The organism is Bacillus sp. KICET-3, from assembly GCF_033261025.1.
Taxonomy (GTDB): Bacteria; Bacillota; Bacilli; order Bacillales; family Bacillaceae; genus Bacillus; species Bacillus sonorensis.
The window spans coordinates 1,293,056-1,310,900 of record NZ_CP137345.1 but is presented as its reverse complement, the minus strand read 5'-3'; the positions used below and the strand labels follow the sequence as shown (position 1 = coordinate 1,310,900).

The 17,845-nt window shown below is 48.5% G+C and carries 16 protein-coding genes; 4 read left to right on the top strand and 12 right to left on the bottom strand.

What is annotated here, in order from left to right:
• Nucleotides 1–16: 16 nt before the first annotated feature.
• The 6 genes from R5H20_RS06530 to R5H20_RS06505 form a co-directional block, all read right to left on the bottom strand.
• Nucleotides 17–1,357, bottom strand: a complete 1,341-nt coding sequence (locus R5H20_RS06530) for a lysine N(6)-hydroxylase/L-ornithine N(5)-oxygenase family protein (RefSeq protein WP_006636788.1) — start codon at nt 1,355–1,357, stop codon at nt 17–19.
• Nucleotides 1,332–1,886, bottom strand: a complete 555-nt coding sequence (locus tag R5H20_RS06525; RefSeq protein WP_006636787.1) for a GNAT family N-acetyltransferase — start codon at nt 1,884–1,886, stop codon at nt 1,332–1,334. The genes R5H20_RS06530 and R5H20_RS06525 overlap by 26 nt, the downstream gene beginning before the upstream one ends.
• Complete coding sequence (locus R5H20_RS06520) at nt 1,879–3,648, bottom strand: IucA/IucC family protein (RefSeq protein ID WP_006636786.1); 1,770 nt, start codon at nt 3,646–3,648, stop codon at nt 1,879–1,881. Before R5H20_RS06520 ends, R5H20_RS06525 begins: the two co-directional genes overlap by 8 nt.
• Complete coding sequence (locus R5H20_RS06515) at nt 3,645–5,156, bottom strand: pyridoxal phosphate-dependent decarboxylase family protein (RefSeq protein WP_088272958.1); 1,512 nt, start codon at nt 5,154–5,156, stop codon at nt 3,645–3,647. Before R5H20_RS06515 ends, R5H20_RS06520 begins: the two co-directional genes overlap by 4 nt.
• The gene (locus tag R5H20_RS06510; protein ID WP_006636785.1) at nt 5,140–6,486 is read right to left on the bottom strand and encodes an aspartate aminotransferase family protein; all 1,347 of its coding nucleotides are present in this window, start codon (nt 6,484–6,486) and stop codon (nt 5,140–5,142) included. The genes R5H20_RS06515 and R5H20_RS06510 overlap by 17 nt, the downstream gene beginning before the upstream one ends.
• A gap of 286 nt (nt 6,487–6,772) precedes the next feature.
• Nucleotides 6,773–8,212, bottom strand: coding sequence for an aminotransferase-like domain-containing protein (locus R5H20_RS06505; RefSeq protein WP_034325860.1), 1,440 nt, complete (start codon nt 8,210–8,212; stop codon nt 6,773–6,775).
• 131 nt (nt 8,213–8,343) lie between these two features.
• On the opposite strand from R5H20_RS06505, the gene R5H20_RS06500 reads away from it, so the two are divergent.
• The gene (locus tag R5H20_RS06500) at nt 8,344–8,952 is read left to right on the top strand and encodes a LysE/ArgO family amino acid transporter (RefSeq protein ID WP_006636783.1); all 609 of its coding nucleotides are present in this window, start codon (nt 8,344–8,346) and stop codon (nt 8,950–8,952) included.
• Nucleotides 8,953–9,166: 214 nt separating this feature from the next.
• Here R5H20_RS06500 and R5H20_RS06495 read toward each other — a convergent pair whose 3' ends face one another.
• The 4 genes from R5H20_RS06495 to R5H20_RS06480 form a co-directional block, all read right to left on the bottom strand.
• The gene (locus tag R5H20_RS06495; RefSeq protein WP_006636782.1) at nt 9,167–10,195 is read right to left on the bottom strand and encodes a scyllo-inositol 2-dehydrogenase; all 1,029 of its coding nucleotides are present in this window, start codon (nt 10,193–10,195) and stop codon (nt 9,167–9,169) included.
• A gap of 335 nt (nt 10,196–10,530) precedes the next feature.
• Nucleotides 10,531–11,577 (bottom strand): LacI family DNA-binding transcriptional regulator, encoded by a 1,047-nt coding sequence (locus tag R5H20_RS06490; protein WP_006636781.1) that lies wholly within the window; start codon nt 11,575–11,577, stop codon nt 10,531–10,533.
• A gap of 46 nt (nt 11,578–11,623) precedes the next feature.
• Nucleotides 11,624–12,193, bottom strand: coding sequence for a GNAT family N-acetyltransferase (locus R5H20_RS06485; RefSeq protein WP_006636780.1), 570 nt, complete (start codon nt 12,191–12,193; stop codon nt 11,624–11,626).
• A 16-nt stretch (nt 12,194–12,209) separates the two neighbouring features.
• Nucleotides 12,210–13,073: an AraC family transcriptional regulator gene (locus R5H20_RS06480; protein WP_006636779.1), complete on the bottom strand. Its 864-nt coding sequence runs from the start codon at nt 13,071–13,073 to the stop codon at nt 12,210–12,212.
• Between the two features lie 119 nt (nt 13,074–13,192).
• Here R5H20_RS06480 and R5H20_RS06475 point away from each other — a divergent pair, with 119 nt between their 5' ends.
• On the top strand, nt 13,193–14,533 hold the full coding sequence (locus R5H20_RS06475; protein ID WP_006636778.1) for an MATE family efflux transporter: 1,341 nt from the start codon (nt 13,193–13,195) through the stop codon (nt 14,531–14,533).
• Nucleotides 14,506–14,646 (top strand): hypothetical protein, encoded by a 141-nt coding sequence (locus R5H20_RS06470; protein WP_157678849.1) that lies wholly within the window; start codon nt 14,506–14,508, stop codon nt 14,644–14,646. Before R5H20_RS06475 ends, R5H20_RS06470 begins: the two co-directional genes overlap by 28 nt.
• Nucleotides 14,647–14,792: 146 nt before the next feature.
• Here the strand turns inward: R5H20_RS06470 and asnB are convergent, their stop codons facing one another.
• A complete protein-coding gene (asnB, locus tag R5H20_RS06465; protein ID WP_006636777.1) occupies nt 14,793–16,634 on the bottom strand; it encodes an asparagine synthase (glutamine-hydrolyzing) in 1,842 nt (613 codons plus the stop codon).
• Nucleotides 16,635–16,796: 162 nt separating this feature from the next.
• Here asnB and R5H20_RS06460 point away from each other — a divergent pair, with 162 nt between their 5' ends.
• A complete protein-coding gene (locus R5H20_RS06460) occupies nt 16,797–17,363 on the top strand; it encodes a DUF2777 domain-containing protein (RefSeq protein ID WP_029418691.1) in 567 nt (188 codons plus the stop codon).
• A gap of 39 nt (nt 17,364–17,402) precedes the next feature.
• Here R5H20_RS06460 and R5H20_RS06455 read toward each other — a convergent pair whose 3' ends face one another.
• Entirely contained in the window at nt 17,403–17,759 is a 357-nt protein-coding gene (locus R5H20_RS06455) for a YisL family protein (protein ID WP_006636775.1), read from the bottom strand.
• Between the last annotated feature and the right edge of the window lie 86 nt (nt 17,760–17,845).

Genomic DNA, 17,845 nt, shown 5'->3' with positions numbered 1-17,845 from the left:
GAAAAATGCCTCCTTTTTAGCCGTTTGGCACGGCCGCTTTTTCTTTCACCGCTCCGAATGTCTGAAATACGGTTTTATGGCTGACGGTGTATACTTCCCTTCCGGCAAGCTGATTGATAATGACCGAGTTGCGGTAAGCGCCGAGTCCCAAATCAGGCGCTCCCACTCCGTGTGTATGCAGCTCCCCGTTTTGCACAAAGATGTGGTGGTCCGTTTTCACCGCCGTCTTCAGCCGATAATCACGCGTGATGACGAAGCGCCCGCTTTCATCCTTTTCAATCAGGCTGTCAACAGGCGCGAGGAATTCCGGCAGCCTTTCTTTATAGCCCGTCGCCAGTATGACTACATCGGCCAGCCGCTGGAACCGTTCTTCATTCACACGATGGGAGCAATGAAGAACGCATGATCCGCGGTCCAGCTCGATATGCTCGACTTCTGTCATGGATTGCAGGTCAAAGGCCGCGTCACGGCCGCCGGCTGTCCGCTCATACAGCAAATGGTATATGTCCGCGATCGTCTTCGCGCTGATTCCTTTATAAAGAAGATCCTGCTGTCTTAGCAGCTCATCTTTTTTCCATTGCGGAAGCTGGTAGAAAAAATCGATATAATCCGGGGAGAAATATTCAAGACCCAGGTTTGAATATTCCATCGGGAAAAAGCCTTTAGAACGGGTCAGCCAGCTGACATGCCGAGCCTCGCCTCCGCCCACAAGATCATAAAACACCTCTGCTGCGCTTTGCCCCGAGCCGATTACGGCAACTCTTTTCCCCTTGAACCCGTCTTGTTTCTTCATTAAATATTCGGAGGAGTGGAATACTTCGCCGCCAAGCGCCTTCCTTAAGGATGCTGGAACGTGCGGTCCGGTGCCGATGCCGAGCGCGATATGCCTGCTGAAATAGATGGATTCTCTTCCGTCTTGTTGATCGGCGACCCGGACTTCATATAAAGCGCCTTCTTCTGTTTCAACAAGGGATATGCTTTCAACGTTCATGCCGAAACGGCAGGAATCGAGTTGTTCGGCGACCCATTGGCAGTAATGGTTATATTCCTTTCTCGGAATATGAAAATCTTCCAGAAAATAAAACGAATACAAACGGTGATGCTGCTGAAGATAATTCAAAAAACTGTATTTGCTCGTTACATCCGCCATCGTTACCAAATCGGCCAAAAACGGCACTTGCAGGGTTGTCCCTTCAATCAGCAATCCGGGATGCCAGTTAAAGCTGCTCTTTCGTTCAAAAAACAGCGCATTGATCTCAGGTACGGGATCAGACAGTGCGGCAAGGCCGAGATTAAAAGGCCCGATCCCGACGCCGATGACATCATATATATCATTTTGTTTGCTCTGTGAGTTCATGTCTTTTCTCCTTTTCTAAGAAACGTTTTCGTTCACAAAACATCAATAAGCCGGTTTTATCAGGAAGATTGACGGGTTTGACGGGACGGAAGCCGCACTTTTCAAAGACGTGAATCATTTTTTGATTGCGGATATCCGGTTCTGCGATCACTTTTTCTGTCTCCGGCGTCTCAAATTGCAGCCTCACCATCGCTTGCAATAGCGGCAGGGCCAACCCTTTCCCCAAAAACGATTTTTCCCCGATCAACAGATGCACACCCTGATCGTACGGAGCATTGTCATAATGGTGCTCAATGATGTCTCCTTTGACCCAGTACGATTCCCAATAGCTCATCGGGACGCCGTCGATACAGCCGATGTACAGCGTCTGATGAGGGTCTGTGATCGCTTGATGGAAATGCTTCTCAAATTGTGAAAACGGCATATTTAAATGCCAGAACGGAATAACGTGCTCTTCCTGCATCCAGCGGTACACCAGGGATACGTCTCTCTCATAGTCGGCCTTTCGAAACGTGATTCGTCTATTCATGGACGGCGGCCGCCTCCCTCAGAAGCGGATTTTCCACAGATGTATAGCGGGATTGTGTTTCAAGCGAGCCTGTCAGTTCATCCATGTCATAAAACCGCGTTAAAAGATTAGCCTTGCACGGAAGCGCCGGAAAGCGAAGCAGGCTGTCTGTCAATTCGGTGATGCCGTACTGTTTCTCCGCTTCCAGGAGCCGCTCCCTGATCATGCCGAGCAGCGCTTCTTCACTGATCAGCCCTGCGCAGCCGAAGCCGTTCACAAGTCCGAATAAATGGTTAAAGAAGAAATAGTAGCGCAGCCTTTCAACCGCCACCCCGTCGGAGCAGACCGTTTCGCTTTTTGCGCTCAATCCCCCGACAAGCCCTGAAAGGGTATGCACCTTTGACTCACTGTAGTAATAGCCTTGGTTATCCCTGTAGTAAAACGTCTTCGGATAGCCGTTTTTCAGTTGGACGACGGCGTTTTGCTGATGGGCTTCAACGGCCAGTCCATAGGTTTCAAACAGCCATAAGACAGGCTCAAGCGAGATAGCCAAATACCGGTCAAACCAATCCGCGCTTACCTCTTCTGTCGTCCGCCCTTCTTGCAGCGCCAGGTGTTTAATGATTACTGCAAGCCTTGATTCTTTTCCATACGCGTGGTCTTGGCATAAGCCCGCGACAAGGGACGCGGAACGATGGTCTTCATAAAACGGATTCTCCCTGATCACGACTTCAAATCCAGACTCTCCGCTTTCTCCTTTGATTGTCATGTAGGCCGGATCTTTGATCACACGGAAGCCGGAAAATTGCGCCTTCAGATGTTCGCCAAGCTCCGTATCCAGAAGCCGGGCAATCTCAACACCGCGGTCTAGCTCTTTTTGCTTGTTGACGCGGAGCGAATTCGTAATCTTGATCGGCACAGAGAATTTGTACATAAATCTCGACTGTTTGCTGTATACAGTGCGGACGGAGGATGTCGCCGTAAATGTCCGGCCTTTCGCCCCCAAATATGTAAGCAGCCCTTCTTCGATCAGCTTCTTGACGAACGGCTCATCCAACAGGGCTTTCGCCTGAAGCGGATGTGCGGGAAGAAGCACAAAATCGGGATTCCCCGCCTCTTTTTCAAGCCAATCCTTGTCAACGAAAGGATCGTTTCTCAGTTCCTCTTCAATCAAGCGGGGCGCTGTCATGCCGATTGATGAATCATGAAGCACAAGCGAGGCATGGGCTTTAAAATAGTGAAGCTGAAATTCCCCCTTCAATTCCGGAGAAAAGATTTTTTCTTCCTCATGCTTCATTCCCTGTCTGCTTTTTGGAGTCGGATGCATGAGATGGCCCAAAAGAAGCGACTGCTCGGCTTCGATAAAGGTAAAATCGGCTGTGTTCAGCTCTTTCTGGTCATCCGCCCGTTCTTCCACATAGCGGCGGATATTGCGGCAGCTTAAAATCACCCTGAGCATGAATTCATCCTCTGCTCCCCGGTTGTTTTGCTGAAGAAGCAATTCTTTTGAAGCGAGGGAGACGAGTGTAACGTAGTCGAGCGGAAGCTGTTTTCCATCCTGTTTTATTTTGTAATACAGCGGAAAGGAGAAAAGATGCCTCCCCGTTTTCGACCAGTATTTCACCGGAACGATCAGCTCGATTTGCTGGCGTTCAAGCGGTACAATCAGCGTTCTTCCGGTTCCTGTCCGGGTCTCCTCCGTGTTGATTCCGGTTTCCCGCAAATAGCAATTTAAAAAACTTTGCATCGTTGCTTGCTCTGCTATTTCTTTATAAGAACTCATCTGATTACCCTCCTGCTATTCAAATAAAAGCTTGCAAGCTTTTGAATCTCGCAAAGAACCTCTTCAATGTCGGAAAGGGCCGTTCTCGGGTTGAGAAGCGTAAATTTCAAATACGTTTTTCCGCCTGCAGACGTTTTTGCAATGACGGCCCGTCCTGTTTGAAACAGCTCCCGATGAATGTATCTGTTCAACTCGTCATTTTCCCTGTCATCGTCTCCGGCAAGCCGGCGAAAGACGATGGCATTCAGCTCCGGACAAGGATTCAGCAATTCGAATCGGGCGTCTGCCGCGATCTTTCGCGCCGCCGCTTCGGCCAGAGCAAACGTGCCGTCGATCAGCTCGGCAAATGCGTCTTCTCCAAGCACGCGCATTGAGATAAACAGCTTTAAAGCGTCAAAGCGCCTTGTGGTTTGGAGAGATTTATTGACAAGATGAATGATGCCGTCCGCTTCATCCTCTTCAGGATTCAAATAATCGGCATGATGGTCAATAAAACGGAAATTCCGCCCGTCTTTTATGAGAAACGCCCCGCAGCTGACCGGCTGGTAAAACTGTTTGTGAAAGTCAACGCTGATGGAATCGGCCCGTTCGATCCCGGCCAATCGATCACGTCGTGTTTTACTCATGATCAAAGCACCGCCGTATGCCGCGTCCACATGGAGCCACATAGCGCCGGCATCTGCGGCATCAGCCAATTCCTGCAACGGGTCAATGCTTCCAAAATCGGTCGTTCCGCATGTTGCCACAAGCGCAAACGGATAAAGCCCGGATTCGTCCAGCATCTCTGTTTTCTTCTTTAAATCGCGCAGACACATGCGCTTGTTCCCATCCGTTTCGACGAGCACGACGGCGCGCTCTCCCAAACCAAGCTGTGAGGCTGATTTTTTGACGGTAAAGTGGGCATCTTTTGAACAAAGAATCCTGAGGCGGCCCGCTTCAGGAGGCAGCCCGTCTTTTTGCACATCCCAGTTCCATTTCTTTTCGCAAAAAGCGTCGCGCGCAAGCAGAAGCCCCATATGATTTGATTGCGTCCCGCCGCTCGTAAATGTTCCGTCCGCTTCCTTGCCGTAGCGGAATTTCCGGCAGAGCCACTGCACCATTTCCTCTTCAATTAAAGATGCCGCTCCGCTTTGATCAAAGGAATCCATCGACAGGTTCAGCACACTGATCAGCATTTCGGCCACAAGAGCCGGGATCAGAGGCGGACAGTGAAGATGGGCGATGCATGTCGGGTGCTCGACATGGATGCGGTGCGGCAAGAATCCGTTTTTCAGCTCGTCGAGAACATGCTCAAGCGGCTCGCCCGTTTTCTGAAATGAACATAATTCTTTGATATTATGATGTAAATCACGCGGCATGTTTCCGCTGTACGGCTTCGTCTTCCCCTTCCATTCGTCTTCCAAAGCGGCAGCAGCGGCTTGCACCGCTTCCCGATAGGCTTCGATTCCCTGTTCGCCGCCATTCATGAACAGGGAATCAACATGTTTCAGCTTACTTGACAGCTTCATAGACAGCCTCTTTGAAAATCGCTGCAATATCGTCGATTTGCTCTTCCGTCACGATTAAAGGCGGCAAAAAGCGGATGACGCTTCCATGGCGGCCGCCGGTTTCGACGATCAAGCCTTTTTCGAAGCATTTTCTTTGTATGTGAGCCGCAAGCTCCGGATCAGCAGGGAAGCTGCCGTTTTTGCTTTGTTTTTGGAAAGGAGAAACGATTTCAGCACCGATCATTAAGCCGCGGCCTCTGACATCGCCGATCTCAGGAACATCGCGCTGCACGTCCTTTAAATGCTGCATGAGCTTGGCCCCGGCTTTTTCTACACGTGATAAAACGTCATGTTCTTTCACATATTTTAATGTTGCCGTTCCGGCCGCCATTGCCATCTGATTTCCCCTGAATGTGCCGATGTGCGCTCCCGGGCCCCATTGGTCAAGATCCCGGTCATAGATCACGACAGACAGCGGCAGACTTCCGCCGATCGCTTTTGACAGTACAATGACATCCGGTATAATGCCGGCATGTTCAAAGGCAAACATTTTTCCCGTTCTGCCGATTCCGGTCTGCACTTCATCGACAATCAGCGGAATGCCCCGTTCTTTCGTGATTCTCCTCATTTCTTTGATCCATTCCACAGGCGCCGGCACAGATCCCCCTTCACCTTGGACGGCTTCGAAAATCATTCCTGCCGGCTGTAAAATTCCGCTTTCAGGATCATCGAGCATATGTTCAATATACGCGCTCGACAAGCGGTGGGTCTCCTCTCCTCCCGCTCCGAACGGACAGCGGTATTCATAAGGGTAAGGAAGAAAATGGACATCAGGCATCAATCCGTGGACATGTTCTTTCGGAGACAAATTGCCGCTCAGCGCCATCGTTCCGTGGGTTGCTCCGTGATATCCGCCGTGAAACGAGAGAATGCTCCTCTTACCGGTCGCCGTTTTGACAAGCTTGATAGCGGCTTCGATCGCATCTCCTCCCGTTGGACCGCAAAACTGAATTTTCGCCCGCTTGGCAAACGATTCGGGAAGGCTGGCAAACACCTCGCTGATAAATTCCTCTTTTATTTCAGATGTAATATCAAGCGTATGCAGCGGACGCTTTTCATCAATCATTTTTTGTATGGCCTCAATGACAACTGGATGATTATGACCGAGCGCCAGCGTACCCGCACCTGCCAGACAGTCATAATATTGCTTTCCATCCGCATCCTTCACGAAAATGCCTTCCGCCGTTTGCATGGCAAGCGGAAATCTTCTCGGATATGAACGCGCATTCGATTCTCTTTTATTTTGCTGCTCCAAAAACAGTTGATTTTTAGAACTCGTTTGTACAGACATAGAAAGCACTCCTCCAATTGATAAAGATTATCATTTTCATTGACAAAAAAAGTGTATATTTTGTGTCAGAGATATGTCAATAATATTCGGAAAAAAGGGACGTTTATCATATTGAGGCGCCTCTGCCCTCTTCTGCACATCACACATATCCCTAATATGAATCCAAAGTCGTAAGATAAAGGAATTTATTGGTTTTCTATCATGATTTATCAGGTTTAAAAAAGAAAAAAATATGGGGCAAACAGGAGGTTGGGGCCGGCTTGTATGCCGGCCTGTGGTGCTGGTGTCACATCAGTTCCCGCGCTAATTCGGCAATCGTCCGGATGCCTTTTTCAAGGTCGGACAATGAGGCATAGGAGTAGGAGAGCCTGATGCTTTGCCTTGCTTCTTGATCATAAAGCGTCCCCGGGTTGATCAGGATGTTTTTCTTCAATGCTTTTTCAAATAGCGTATGGATCTGCAGCGGTTTATGAAACGTGACCCAAATGTAAAATCCGCCGCTCGGTTTTTCCCAGCTGGCGATCCCTTCGCAGTGGGCCTCTAGGCAGCGCAGTGCCGTGTCGCGCCTTATTTTCAGTTTATTTCTGATCCGGGCGAGGTTCTTTTCATAAAGGCCGCTTTCCATCCACTTCGCGGCCGCCCATTGGGAAAGGGAGCTTGATCCGTAATCGGTTTGCATTTTAATGTCCGCCAGCCTTTCGATAACAGGTTCGGGGCCTGCCACCCAGCCGATGCGGAGACCGGGGCTGACGGTTTTCGACAATGTGCCGACATAAAGAACGTTACCGTCTTGATCGAATGCTTTCAGCGGCGGAGAAGGCGGACCATCGATCCATAAATCGCCGTATGCGTCATCCTCGATGATCGGAAGACATTGCTGTTTGCTGATGCGAATCAGCTCTTTTTTTCTTTCTTCCGTCATCTGTCTGCCTGTCGGGTTATGAAATGTCGGAATCGTATACAAAAGGTCTGCGCCGCATTGTTTTTTGCAGGCCGGAATGACGGCCGGGTCTAATCCCTTTTCATCCGCCGGAATCCCGCATAGCTTCATCTCCATCGATTGGAAAACGTGAAGCGAGTAAAGGTATGACGGCCTTTCCGTGAGCACGGCGGACTTTCGTTTCAGAAGACCGATCGATATGAGCTGGAGCGCCTGCAGGGCGCCGGAAACAATTAAAATGGAATCAGGCGAGACACTCACACCTTTTTGTTCGAGGCGATCCTTGATGACTTCCCTTGTATAGCGGTTTCCTTTTGGCTCTTCATAACCGAGGGTAAGTTTCTCAGCTTCAGCATGGCGAAGAATTGTTTTCATGTCCCGATAAGGCAGAAGTTCAGGAGACAGCTCTCCTGTTCCAAGTCTGATGATTTCTTTTTTGACCTCCTGCCGGTTGATTTCCTGGATTGTCAATGAATTCGGGCGGTGAATCCCTGACCGGACATAGCTGGTCCAATCGAGCGCCGGACCTGAAGCAAGCCCGCTCCATGTATATTTCGTCACTTTTGTGCCGCCTCCCCGTTTTCCCTCCAGCAGCCCTTCAGCGGTTAATTCATCTATCGCGGCGGTCACCGTGCTCCTGTTGACACAAAATATCGAGGCGAGTTTGCGCTGGGAAGGGATTTTTGTTCCGACAGGCCATTCTCCTTTGAGGATTTTTTCTTTGATGATCTGTTCAATTTGCTGATATAACGGGATGTCTGAGTTTCGGTCCAACTGGTTGTTCACTTTTTTTCGTTCAGCTCCTTTTTTCAAAACGTCATTTGGCTGGCTCCCCCATCCAGCCAAATGGCCGGAGACAATATATTCGTCTTACTCTACAATAAAACGGACGTGTTTTGAAAGGGGTTTTTATAGCAATGAACGCAAGTTTTCATGGAATGATTCTCGCTTTAGGACTGATTCTTCCTTTAGGAGCGCAAAACGTCTTCATCTTTCAGCAAGCCGCTGTTGCACATCGCTTATGGCGGGTGCTGCCGCTTGTGGTTTCCGCTTCCTTATGTGACACGCTTCTCATCATACTGGCTGTGACAGGAGTTTCTGCAGCCGTCGCCGGGATGCCTGCCGTAAAGATGATCTTGGTAGCAGCAGGCACCTGTTTTCTTTTTTATATGGGCTGGGTCACATGGAACAGCAAGCCTGCCAGTGGAAACAGCAATTCTGACGGTCTGACGGCAAAAAGGCAAATCGTTTTTGCAGTTGCCGTATCCTTATTCAACCCGCACGCAATACTTGATACTGTCGGTGTCATCGGCACCAATTCTTTAACATATGACGGCCAGGAAAGATGGCTGTTTACCGGATCGTGCATCTTTGTGTCATGGGTATGGTTTACAGCGCTGGCCGTTTTGGGGCGTATCCTCAGGCGTCTTGATTCCCGCGGGGCATGGCAGACCCTTTTCAATAAAGGATCCGCTCTTGTGATGTGGGTCCTTGCCGCATATCTTGGTATTTCATTATTTGCTTAAAGACAGCCGGCATGCCCTTTCGTATGCCGGTCTTTGAATAATTGAAGATCAGGCAGAGCACAATAGCATCTATCTGGAAAGCGTCTTCCCATCCGCCCTGGCTGGCAACGGTATTGGATGCGGACGGTTTCCCGGACTTGTGCGGCGTATGCGCTTTTGCTCATCAAACCAGCGACATACTTGTACTCGCCCAGGAAATCGACACACTCCTATTCTAAACCGGCATCTGCCCTGTTTGATTCTGAAGTTTTACAGGCCTGCCGCTTGCAAAAGATTCGGTTGCCGCGATGGCGATTTCCAAATTAATGGCTGCATCTTCTTCGGTTACGATCGGCTTCTTTTGATCACGGACGCATTCGGCAAAGTGCTCGAGCTCCAAACAATATGCTTCATGAAACCTCGTCTGAAAATCCGGAACGATGTCAAAGCTGCCGCCTTTTCCGGTCAGCATTGTAAGCGATTGGTTTCGGAGCGTCCCGATAAAAATACTGCCTTCGGTTCCGATGATTTCGGCGCGAATATCATAGCCGTAAGGAGAGTTTCGGCTCGCCTCCGTATCCCCGGCGGCGCCTGAATCAAATTCCATATAGGTGAGGGCCTGATCGACGTCCCCGCATTCGTCCATAAAGCAATGCTTTAAAATCCGCCCGTGCCCGGATACGGAAGTGATTTCCGCTCCCATTAAATAGCGGGCAATATCATAATCATGGATTGAACAATCGATAAAAATGCCGCCGCTGTTTTTAATAAATTCAGCTGGCGGGGAACCAAAGTCGCGCGTAAACCCTTTAAAATAGATCGGTTTGCCGATCTCGCCGGCATCGATTCTTTTTTTGGCATCCGCATATGCCGGATCAAACCGCCTCATAAATCCGACTTGGCAAATGACGCCGGTCTCCTTGATCTTCTTAACGATTTCTTTTGATTCATCAAGATGTAATGTCAGCGGCTTTTCGACAAAAATCTGTTTGCCGCAATCAGCCGCCTGTTTTATCATGTCCGCATGAGTGGTTGTCGGCGTGACAATGATAACTGCGTCTATATCCGGATCCTGGAGAAATTCATATGGGTCCGCAGACCATTTTTCGACGCCCAGCTCGGCGGCAGCCTGCTCAGCTCTGCCTTTCAGCGGATCGGCTACAGCCGCAAGCTGCGCGCCTTGCACAGCCGTTTTTAAGTTCTTCGCATGGTAATAGCCGAGCCTTCCCAATCCCAATACTGCACATCTCACGTTTTCTGACATGTTCAACTCCCCTTTGTGTCTGATTCATTTGACGGCATTTTTCTACAGGCTATCCCGCAGAAAAATGCCGTCTGCTTTGTAAGCGCTTCACTCCAACGGCGGAGACAGCCTTCTTTCGCCTGTGCAGCTATCCTAATAAAACGCTGCCGCCACATGTGAGAAAGCGCTTGCTCAACATCGGTTTTATTCTATCGCCGTTCATATACTTCTGCAACACTTTTTTCACTCCTCTCATTATATTTTTGCAAATGAGACAGAAAAAACAAACACCAATTCAACGGCAAATAAGAGCAAGCGCTTGCACAAAATGCAGCCAAAAGGAGCCGCTTTGACAGTTAAAGCTGCTGCCTCTTTTCCGATATCTTTTCGTCGATTCGGAGCGGTGCGGTTGACTGTCTGATCACAAGTTCCGGGGTGAGAATCATTTTGCTTTTTGATTTTTTCTTGCCGTGAATGTCTTCGGCAAGCAGTTCAACAACGCGGCGCCCCATTTCTTCTATCGGCTGTGACACGGTTGTAAGCGGCGGGTCGATCATTTCCGCCAAAATCGTATTATCGAAGCCGATGACTGATAAATCCCCAGGCACTTTCAGCCCCCATTCCCTTGCCGTCTGGATCACGGCGCAGGCCAGCACATCATTGACGGCAAAAACGGCCGTCGGAACCTTCTGAGCGAACATGGCTGCGGCGGCTTCTTTACCGTTTTGAAGAGAAAAACCCGTTCCAGCCATCAGCGACTCATCGATTTCAATTCCCGCTTCATCCATTGCTTTTTTAAAGCCTTTCAGACGGTCTTTTTCACCTGTTGTCGATCCGTCGCCGATCAAGCAGGCGATCTTTTGATGGCCGAGCGAGATTAAATGTTTTGCAGCCAAATACCCGCCCATGACATCATCAATGACCACGACGTCCATCGGAAAAAGAGCGCGATCCTGCGAAATCATCACAAGCGGAATACCTTTTTCCACAATATCCTCAAGCGCGGCAAAGCTTTCTTTGTTTTCTATGCCTGTCGCAAAAATGATGCCGTCGACATTTTTTTGCCTCAGCACTGAAAAATACTTTGTTTCTTTTTCCGGGTTCCTGTCCGTCGAACACATGATAATGCTGAACCCAAGCTCATCCGCCCGTTCTTCAACGCTTTTGGCCAGTTCTCCGAAAAAAGGGTTTGCGATATCGGGCGTCAAGAGGCCGATGATATTCGTACGCTTCCCGGTCAGCGCAGAAGCGTGGACATTCGGCTGATAATCAAGCTCTTTCATGACCTCCAGCACTTTTTGTCTTGTCGATTTGCTGATTCTCCCGGTATGATTGATCACCCGCGAAACTGTGGAAATAGAAACGCCGGCTGCTTCCGCTACATCATAAATGGTTTTTTTCATTTTGTCTTCCTCACCCGTATCCGCAATAAGATTTTCTAATATTCCATTATAGAGTGCGGCAGCCGTGTCCGCAAATCTGCTCCCACTCCTCTCTTAACATTCCGTACCTGATGGAATCATAATATGTTCCATTGTAATATCTGACTTTGCGAATACGCCCCTCCATCGTAAATCCCGCTTTTTCCGCGCACTTCATCATCCGCTGATTTCCAGACCAAGTGGTCATCCCGATTCTCGGAATATCCATGTTTTCAAACAAATAGCCGCCCCACAGCTTCACGGCTTCAGTGCCGTAGCCGCCGTTCCAATATAAAGGATCATAGATGACGATTCCACATTCAAGCCAGCGGGTCGGCCTGCATTCCCAATAGTAGGACACCGTCCCCTTCAAGACTCCGCCGATCTCTATCGCCGCATAGCGGGGAGGCTTATCTTTCAAAGCCGGCAAAAACGAATCGATGAAATATTGATACGGTTCAGGCTGCAGCGGAAAATAAGGCGCATCCCATTTTTTCCATTCAGGTTTTTTCACCCCATAGATCATGTTCCACAATCCAGGCAGGTCATCCATGGTGATCTGACGCAGTTTGACTTTTTCGCCATGTATAGGCGCCACGCGTTTCCCTCCTTTTTCATTCTATATTTCTCTTCATCATCTTTCGGTACTCGATGGGCGAAATTCCTTCCATTTGCTTGAAAAGCTTTGAAAAATACGTCGGATCATCAATGCCGACTTGTTCCGCGATTGATGACATTTTGTCATTTGTCACGGAAAGCAGCCGCTTCGCTTCAAGGATGCGCGCCTTATTGGCATACTGCCCCGGCGTCAGGCCGACCGCTTTTTGCATGCAGCGGGTAATGTAGTCCTGGTTGTAATGCAGAGCTTGCGCCAGTCGATCCATGCTCAGCTTTTCTTTATAATGGCGGTCAATATAGCGCTGCGCTTCTGACGCCACCCGTTCATTCGCGGAAGGAATGCGGAACGCCTCTTTCTGCAGGTGAATCAGCAGCTCTTCAAACAAAAGCTGCTTCCTCAAAGGCAAATCCGTATTCTCGGCTGTATCATCTATCAAACTTCTAAACTGCTTTTCAATAAACGTCTTTTGATCGACTTTTCCCTTCCTCGGAAGCCTCAGGCTGTATAAAGGGGGCGTCTCAAACGTTCCCTTCTCGAGCTTGAGCCCGGTCCAATTCTCACCTCCCTGATCCGCCAATTCGTATGATTTCTCTTGAAAGTGAAGCCAGAAATAATGGGTATCCTCATGACAGCCCTGATGGCCGTAATGCTCCAGCCCCGGTATGAGGATAATATATTCTCCTTCCCTGATGCGATAGGGCTTGCCGCCTTCCGTCAAAAACAGCTCCCCTTTTATAACATATAAAAGGTCAAAAACGGAATATTCACGTTTTATATGTTTTTCTCCTGTTTTGAACACGCCTTCCCCACAGGTGATTAAAACAGGCAGCGGCGGGATCTTGAAGATGATATGGTCCAATGTTCTCCCCCCTTTGATTTAGTCGGATTTCTCCAAGAAGTATCGGTTTCGTCTCTTTTTATTATAAAAAAATGGCGTTACACTATTAATCGGATTTTGAAAAGAAAGGGGTCACCGCCATGAAGAAAACAAACGTTCAACACCTCTCTTTATTCGCTTTGACCTGGCCGATTTTTATTGAGGTTTCATTATATATGCTGATGGGCAACGCTGATACCCTGATGCTCAGCCAATATTCCGACGACAGCGTGGCAGCCGTCGGCGTCAGCAACCAAATGCTGAATCTGATCATCGTCATGTTTGGATTCATCGCAACAGGCACTACGGTCGTTATTTCACAATTTTTAGGATCACGGCAAAAAACGGCAGCGATGGATGTCGGGCATGTTTCCATCAGCGCCAATTTTATCATCAGCCTGCTGATCAGCGCAGTCATTTTTATTTTTGCAGAACCGCTTTTATTGATGATGGGCCTGTCAGCCGAACTGCTTGGTGAAGCAAAAATCTTTTTGCAAATCGTCGGCGGGCTGTCCTTCATTCAGGCTCTCATCATGACATTCAGCGCCATTTTGAAAAGCTACGGCCATACGAAGGATACGATGGCTGTCACGATCGGCATGAATATTTTAAATATCGCAGGCAACTATCTTGTTATTTTCGGGCCGTTCGGATTTCCGGTATTAGGCGTTACAGGGGTGGCGCTATCTACTTCAACGGCGCGCATCATCGGCCTGTTTGCGATCGCTCTGCTCGTCAAAAAGCGCATTGGAATGCCGATCTTCTCAAAACGGCTTTTTTTCATGCAAAAAGGACATTTACAGAAGCTGCTCAAAATCGGCATCCCTTCGGCCGGCGAACAGCTTTCTTATAATGCGTCACAGATGATCATCACCTATTTTATCACGCTGATGGGCGCACAGGCGCTGACGACAAAAGTATATGCGCAAAATCTGATGATGTTTATCATGCTTTTTGGCACGGCGATCAGTCAGGGAACCCAAATTTTAATCGGACGCCATATCGGCGCCAAACAATTTGATGAAGCTTACAGCAGATGCCTGAAAAGTCTCTGGTGGGCGTTGGCGATTACGACCTTCACCTCCGTTCTCTTCGCCCTGTTTTCAAAACCGCTGATCGGCATCTTCAGTCAAAACCCAGATATTATCGCGACAGCCAGCATGTTAATCGTCATGACGATCATCCTTGAGCCCGGCCGTTCATTCAATGTGGTCATCATCAACTCTCTCAGGGCCGTCGGGGACGCAAAATATCCCGTCTATATGGCGATCATCTCTATGTGGGGGATCGGCCTGCCAATCGCTTATATTTTTGGCATTCAGCTCGAACTCGGGCTTGCGGGAATTTGGTTTTCGTTTATTGCCGATGAATGGGTTAGAGGGATTTTGATGTACAGAAGATGGAGATCAAAGATGTGGCTGCAAAAAGGGTTTGCGGCTTAACCGGCTTTCAATCGAATGCCGGTTTTTCGTTAGAAAGCGCATATCTGCTGAAACATAAGAATGAGAGTTCCCAGATGATGGGCGGTGATGAAGGCATCGGCTCCGGTCCTTGACTACGCTGAACACGGCTCCTCGGCTTCCGAACATCAAGAAAGCTGCATGGCAGAACCTCCGATTTTGAAACGGGCCTTGTATCACAGTTACACCACTTAAAACCGAACAAATCCAATAAAAAAGCACCCGGCGGCCGCCGGGTGTTTTATTCATCAATATCGATCCTGTATGTCTCAAACCAGGTATGGATTTGGGCAAGATGCGCGATGAGCTGCGGGCCCTTCATCAATTGGCCGTACCATGGCACCTTGAAAGACGCGCCCTCCGTCTCGATCAGCTGATTCAGCTTTTTGTTGTCTAAAAAGGTGTGGAGAGCCGAATCTTTGTTCTTGAGCAGTGATGCCAGCCAGCGTTTAACCGCTTTTGTGTAAGCCGGGTGGTGTGTTTTTGGATACGGGCTTTTCTTGCGATATAAAATATCATCAGGCAAAATTCCTTCCATCGCTTTGCGGAAGACCCCTTTTTCCCGGTTTCCGTGCATTTTGAATTCCCACGGAATGTTCCAAACATATTCAACAAGCCTGTGATCGGCGAACGGCACCCGGACTTCCAGGCTCGCGCCCATGCTCATTCTGTCTTTCCGGTCAAGCAGAGTCGTCATAAACCAAAGCATATTTAAGTAAAAGAGTTCTCTTCTTCGCTTTTCCTCGCCCGTTTCCCCGTCTGCATGAGGCGTTTCCTTCACTGTTTCCTCATATCTGGCCGTCACATACTCCTTGAGTCCGATCTTTTTCTGCCAGTCGCTCCGCAAAAGCCCGATCCGTTCTTCCATCGATCTCATCCATGGGAAATCTTTCACATCTTCAGCCGAATGGAACCAAGGGTATCCGCCGAAAATTTCATCTGCACATTCCCCAGACAGACTCACGACAAAATCCTTTTTGATTTCTCTGCAAAACCAAAGCAATGATGAATCAACATCAGCCATCCCGGGCAAATCCCTGACAACCACTGCTTCCTCTAAATAGCCGGCCAGGTCCTCCTGGGAGATGACACAGTTATGATGAACGGTTCCGAAAGCATCAGACATTTTTCGAATCCACGGTCCATCGGCATTCGGCTGAAATAAACTTGATGTAAAATATTGCTCATTGTCCTCATAATCGACCGAAAACGTATGGAGCGGCGCCTCTCCTTCTTTTTCAAAATGCTTCGCTGCTGTTGCTGTAATGGCGCTTGAATCTACTCCTCCCGATAAAAACGTACACACAGGCACGTCTGAGACAAGCTGTCTTGTCACCGCATCTTCGAAAAGCGACCGTACATTCAGTACAGTGTCGGCAAAGCTGTCTGTATGCTTTTCGCTTTTGACGTTCCAATAGCGCCAGGTCGTCAAACCGTCTTTTGAAAACAGCATGGCGTGCCCGGGACGGATTTCTTTCATTCCTTTGAAGACCCCGCTCCCCGGCGTTCTTGACGGGCCGAGTCCAAAAATTTCGGCAAGGCCTTGACGGTCAACCTTCGCTTTTACCTCAGGATGAGCAAGAATCGCCTTGATTTCAGAACCGAACAGAAATGACGTGCCCTGCTCAAAATAAAACAGCGGTTTGACTCCGAGACGGTCCCGCGCCGCAAACAGAAGATCCCTTTTTTCGTCCCACACCGCAAAGGCGAAAATTCCATTCAGTCTGTGCACGCACTCTTCTTTCCATTCCATGTAGGAATGAAGCAAAACCTCTGTATCGGAATGGCTGTTAAATTGGTGTCCCAGCGCTTGAAGCTCTTTTCGCAAATCCTCTGTATTGTAAAGCTCTCCGTTATAGCAAATCGTGTAGAGATTGCCTTGATGTGTGCGGGTCATCGGCTGTTTGCCGCCTTCCAGATCCACAACGGCCAAACGCTTATGTCCGAATAAAACGTGATGCTTTCCCCAAATGTTTGTATCATCAGGCCCTCTTTTTGACAGCGTTTCAGTCATTTTCTCCATGATAGGCTGCTCTCGGACAAGCGGTTTTTTAAAATCCACCCACCCCGTAATTCCACACATTGTCGATCAGCTCCAATTCTAATGTTCTTTCTCTTTTTAGGCTTCACTTCCTTTGTCACTTTACTTATTTTATGCATCTTACAATAATAGTTGAATTGTCCATCAGAGACTTGTATGAGACAAGCCTGTTTTGGAAAAAAAGAAGAAGGAAAGGAGACAGACATGGACACTGGACGAGAGATGCGGATTTATGAAGAAAGTCGCAAATGGATTTACGGCACCGTTATCATGGAGGATGGCATCTGCCTGATCGAAAATGAGGAGGGGGATTTATTTTTGTTTGAAAGTCTGAAAAGCCCTGCCGTCTTTGTCAAACTTGACGGCGACTGGGTGAAAGCAGAGCTTTTCGATCAATTCGCCGTTACAGAAAAACACGGAAACATTGCATTAACGGGCGGGGAGGCGCTCCGCTACCTGAAAACCGTCAAACAGGCTTTTTTGGATTTTTTGAATGATTTGGACGATGGGCAGTTTTACGCTTTTTTGGATCAGCTGAACAGCCTCGGATTTTCTGTGTTTGACTGTGTCTACGCATATAACGGATTGAGCTTTTTGACAGATGCGGAGTGTGCAAAAGGCGTATCGTTTTACCAATTTTCAACCGATGTGAAGCAATGCGCACTTCAGCATCATTACGAACGGAACGGGGAGAGAAAAGACAGGTTTGAATGGACGGCATCTGACGGGACGCGAATCGTGACGATTTCCGCATACAAGCCTCCTACATAAAAAAACACCAGTTCCAACAAACAGAACTGGTGCCTATGATCAAAAGATCTTAAAGCCTAAAGGAAGACGAAGTCCGAGCGCGATCGTCAACAACAGGACGACAATGAAGCCGATCCAAATCCCGGTCATGCCTTTATCTTTTTTCTTGCGGATCAACAGCATCTCCATCAAACCGACTGTCACGAGGCCGAGTATGGCCTTTGCTATGTATTCCCCATTCCATGCCGTGAACATAAACAAGAGCTGTGCTCCGGTTATGATGATTAAGATATAGAATAAGCGGAGAATCATGTGCGTGATTTTTGCACCTTTGCTGTTTCCTGCAGAATAAAGTCCGTAAGCAACGATCACTAAAATGAGCGCGATGACCCATGTCGTGATATGCATATGCGTCATATCAAATTTCCCCCTATCGGATCAGGTATCGCTCTTATATTATCATGAACCCGTCCATTAAACAAAAAATGTGAACGCTGTCATAA